Below are 3847 nucleotides of genomic sequence, written 5' to 3' on the forward strand. Positions count from 1 at the left end.
CCCCCGACCCTCGCCGGCAGCACGGCACTGCCGCAGGCGGCCCCGCCGCTGAACACCCGGCCGCCCAAAGCCCGCCCAGGGCCGCCGCGCGACACCGGGAGGGCTGCTACTGGCGCCGCTACGCGGCGCTACGCGGCGCTACGCGGTGGCCGGTCGTTCTCGTGGGGGTCAGGCGGAGCCAGCGGGCTCGGGCCGTTGGGGGCCAGGTGGTTTCCGGGAGTGCCTCGGCCAGTCGTCGCCGCTCGGGCTCGTCGGTGATCTCCGTGACCGGCCCCGCCAGCTGGACGCTCCAGCCGACGCCCCCGGCCTCGTCGATGCTGTCCACCTCGAACGCCAGCCGCTCCTTCCCGCCCACGAGACCGGCGGCCTGGAAGACGACGGCGCCCTCGACCACCGCGTAGGTGACCGGCACGATGGCCGGGCCCTGCTCCGTGCCGATCGCGATCCGGCCCACGGTGTGCGCGGCGACCAGCTCGTAGCACTCGTCCGGGTCGAGCGAGACCACCGCGCCACCGCCCTCCGGGCGGGCCGGCGTCGGCGCCTCCGCGCCGCTCAGCTCGGCGACGGTCGTGTCCAGCGCCCTGGCCACCCGCGTCAGCGAGCCGATGCTGGGCGAGGCCTCGTGCTCCTCCAGGTAGCGCAGGTACTGCGGCGCGACGCCGGCCCGCCCGGCGGTCTCCTCGCGGCTGAGCCCGAGCTGCTCCCGCCGCAGCGCCACGCGGCGCCCGACGTCCGTGCTGTGGTCGTGCGAAGCATCGGCCTCCATGCCCCCAGGATCACCGCACCGCCGCGCCACCGCTCGTCGATCAGCCCCCGTCAGGTCGCCGGAGCGGGGGCTCGGGCCGTCACCAGATCCAGGGCGTGCTTCAACACCTCGCACGCCTGGATGTGGTTGCCCGACTCCTGCAGCAGATCGGCCAGCCGCCGGCAGACCAGCACCGCCTCGGGCCCCGGCGTGCGGTGCGTCTGGTGGAAGGCCTGTTCGAGCACCTCGATGGCCTCCCGCGTCTGCCCCGAGTCGGCCAGCAGCTCGGACAGTTCGAGCTGCACGGCGAACGTCCCGTCCCGGTCGGCAGGCCCGCGCTCGCGCAGCGCGAGACGCAGCACCGGCAGCGCGTCGCCCGGTCGGCCGCTCGCCCGCAGCAGCCGGGCGAGCCGCAGCCCGGACGCCACCATCGCGGTCCGCACGTCGCTGTCGAGCACCGGGCCGGCCGGCGAACTCGCCGTGCCCAGCGCCCGGTTGCGGACCAGCGGCAGCCGGCCCACGTCGTTCTCCTGGCTCCGCTGCGGCACCGGCCGGTTCTTGGCCTGAAGCCGGTCGTACAGCGTCCGGTACAGCACGTCGAGGCTGATCAGTTCGGGCCCCTGCGGCACGCCGAGCCGCAGCACGTCGATCAGTTCGCCGGTGAACGCCGTGTGCGTCTCGCCCTCCGGCGCCAGCGCCGCCAGGTCGCGGGGCGAGGCGGTCAGCACGTACGCGCCGTCCACCGCCGCCTCGCTGGCGAGGCTGCCGCCGGCCATGGTCAGGATGCGGGCGGCGCGGCCGCTGAAGCAGCAGTCCAGGATGATGATCCGGCGCCTGGCGCGGGAGGCGCGCACCACGGCGCGCAGGTGCTGGTACGCGACGGCCGTGTAGCCGGCGTACTCCTCGGAGCCGGTGAGCGCCAGGTAGAGGTCCGTGGAGTCGCCGTCCCGCAGCCCGTGCCCGGCGTAGTAGACCAGCAGCGTGTCCGTCGCCTCGTCGCCGGCCCGCCGCACGGGACCGATCAGCGACGGCGCGTCCGCCGGATCGGGCACGACGGCGCAGTGCCGCTCCGGCAGCCCCCACAGGGTGGCGTCGCGCAGCGCCTCCGACAGATCGCGCAGGTTGTTGTCGACGGCCGGCAGCCACGCCAGGTGCTGGTAGGTCGCGCCGCCGATCAGCACCGCACGCGACGCGTCCGGATCAGGCAGACCGTCGCTCATCCCCGTCCTCATCGAGGTCCTCGTCGAGCAGGGCGACGATGCGCCCGACCAACTCCTCGTCCGCCGCGTCCCCCACCGGGATCCGCACCTCGACGTCACCGCGCCGCAGCGTCAACTCCCGCTTGACGCGCTGCGCCTGCCGCCACTGGAGGATCGACACGGCCAACGCCCCGGCCGAGAGCCCGGACCCGATGGCCAGCTCCAACACGTCGAAGACGAACCCCATCGCCTCGGTGTCCGCCGGCCCGGACACCGCCAACCGGGCCCGCAGCGAACCGTTCAGCGTCTCGTCCGCCCGCAACCAGTCCTGGAGGGAACGCAGTCGGACCTCCGCCTCGCCGCCCCCGATCAGGACCTCAACCTCGGACATCCGTCCCCTCTCCTTCGTCCCGCCACGGTCCCGCGTGCTCACTCACCCGGGAGAACAACGCCAACGCCTCACCGTTCGCGCCCAGTCTGGCCAGACAGACAGCTTGCCAGTACTGGCTTGCCAGCGTGGTCGGGTGGTCAGGACCGAACCGCGCCAGGCAGAACTGGCTGAGCGTCGTCAACAGCCGTGCCGCCTCCCGCAGTTCGCCGCGCAACACCAGGCCGACGGCCTCGCGCTGCCGCGAGATCGCGTTTCCCGGCGTCATGTTGGACATCACCAGCTGGAGGGTGGCCATGCTGAGCGACAACGAGGGCTCGGGCGGCGCCGGGGCGAACACCTCGTCTCCGGCCGGAAGCGCCGCGTCCGGCACCTCCCGGGGCGGTCTCGGCAGGAACGCGACGGCCGCCATGTCCGGCTCCGCGTCGCGTGGCCTCGCGTGAAGTTCCGGTGGCTCCATGGGCCCGGACAGCCCTCGCGCACCGCCCATGCCCCCGCCGCCGGCGCCCGCCCCGGACCCTGGTGCGCTCCTGACCATGCCCCCGACCGCTGCCGGCCCGGGCGCTGCCGGCCCGGGCGAGGCTCCCGTCACCGGAGCGTCCATGTCCAGGTACTCCGGGACCTCCAGGGTGGTCGACTCCTCCGGCACGCTCCTCAGGTGCCCGACCGCCTCCTCCCGCAGGCAGCGGCGCACGAGCTCGGCCAGCACCGAGGGCGAGCCGGCGGGCGCGGGACCGCCGAGGCGATCCAACACCTCGACCGCCGACTGCGGCCTGTCCGCCGGCTCCAGGCCACACAACTCGTCCACCAGCTTGATGAGTTCGGGATCCCCGAGGCCACGGCCCCGCAGCGGTCGCGCGCCCACGCTCACCGCGCGCATGATGATGGGCCCGATGTCGTCCGAATCCCCCAGCGGGGCCTCGCCAGTGAGCGTCAGGTGGAGGCAGAGCCCCAGGCTGTACAGGTCGGTGGCCGGGCTGGGCGCCATCCCCTGTATCGACTCGGGGGCCATGAAGGCGGGGGTGCCGAGACGCACGTTGGCCTGGGTGACGGCCGACTGGTCGATCAGCCGGGCGATCCCGAAGTCCTGGAGCACCACCCGCCCGGTGGTCGTGATCGAGACGTTGGACGGCTTCACGTCCCGGTGCAGCACGCCGGCCGCATGCACCGCCGCGAGAGCCTCACACACCCCGACGGCGATCAGCCGCACGGCGGGCGAGGCCAACGCGCCGTGCCGGCCGACGAGTTCGTGCAGCGAAACGCCGTCGAGGAACTCGGTGACCAGGTAGGGCTCGCGCTCGTGCACCCCCGTGTCGTAGACGCTCACCACATTGGGGTGCCTGGTCCTGACCAGCGCGATGACCTCACGCCGGAAACGCACCGTCTCGATCTCGGGGTCCCGGGAGGAGTCGCCACGCAGGATCTTCACCGCCACCCTGCGGTCCAGGGCCGTGTCGTGCGCCTCCCACACGACCCCCGTGCTGCCGGCCCCGACCCGCCTCAGCAACCGGTACC

General features: G+C 73.9%; 4 protein-coding genes. All 4 read right to left on the reverse strand.

Features of this window, described 5'->3' with window-relative positions; translation table 11 throughout:
• Positions 1-118 precede the first annotated feature (118 nt).
• Entirely contained in the window at positions 119-766 is a 648-nt protein-coding gene (locus E1265_RS34765) for a pyridoxamine 5'-phosphate oxidase family protein (protein ID WP_132934942.1), read from the reverse strand.
• 50 nt (positions 767-816) lie between these two features.
• Positions 817-1965, reverse strand: coding sequence for a caspase family protein (locus tag E1265_RS34770; RefSeq protein ID WP_165953994.1), 1149 nt, complete (start codon positions 1963-1965; stop codon positions 817-819).
• Positions 1946-2335 carry a hypothetical protein gene (locus E1265_RS34775; RefSeq protein WP_132934944.1) on the reverse strand — a complete coding sequence of 130 codons (390 nt, stop codon included), beginning with the start codon at positions 2333-2335 and terminating at the stop codon, positions 1946-1948. The genes E1265_RS34770 and E1265_RS34775 overlap by 20 nt, the downstream gene beginning before the upstream one ends.
• A partial coding sequence (locus E1265_RS34780; RefSeq protein ID WP_132934945.1) for a serine/threonine-protein kinase occupies positions 2322-3847 on the reverse strand: 1526 nt, incomplete at its 5' end. The genes E1265_RS34780 and E1265_RS34775, both read right to left, overlap by 14 nt.

It is taken from the genome of Streptomyces sp. 8K308 (genome assembly GCF_004348315.1).
In the GTDB taxonomy this organism is placed as follows: Bacteria; Actinomycetota; Actinomycetes; order Streptomycetales; family Streptomycetaceae; genus Streptomyces.

Excerpts from the sequence above, each read along its gene's own strand:
- E1265_RS34765 (WP_132934942.1), bottom strand. The coding sequence starts at position 766 with ATGGAGGCCGATGCTTCGCACGACCACAGCACGGACGTCGGGCGCCGC.
- E1265_RS34775 (WP_132934944.1), bottom strand. The coding sequence starts at position 2,335 with ATGTCCGAGGTTGAGGTCCTGATCGGGGGCGGCGAGGCGGAGGTCCGA.
- E1265_RS34770 (WP_165953994.1), bottom strand. The coding sequence starts at position 1,965 with ATGAGCGACGGTCTGCCTGATCCGGACGCGTCGCGTGCGGTGCTGATC.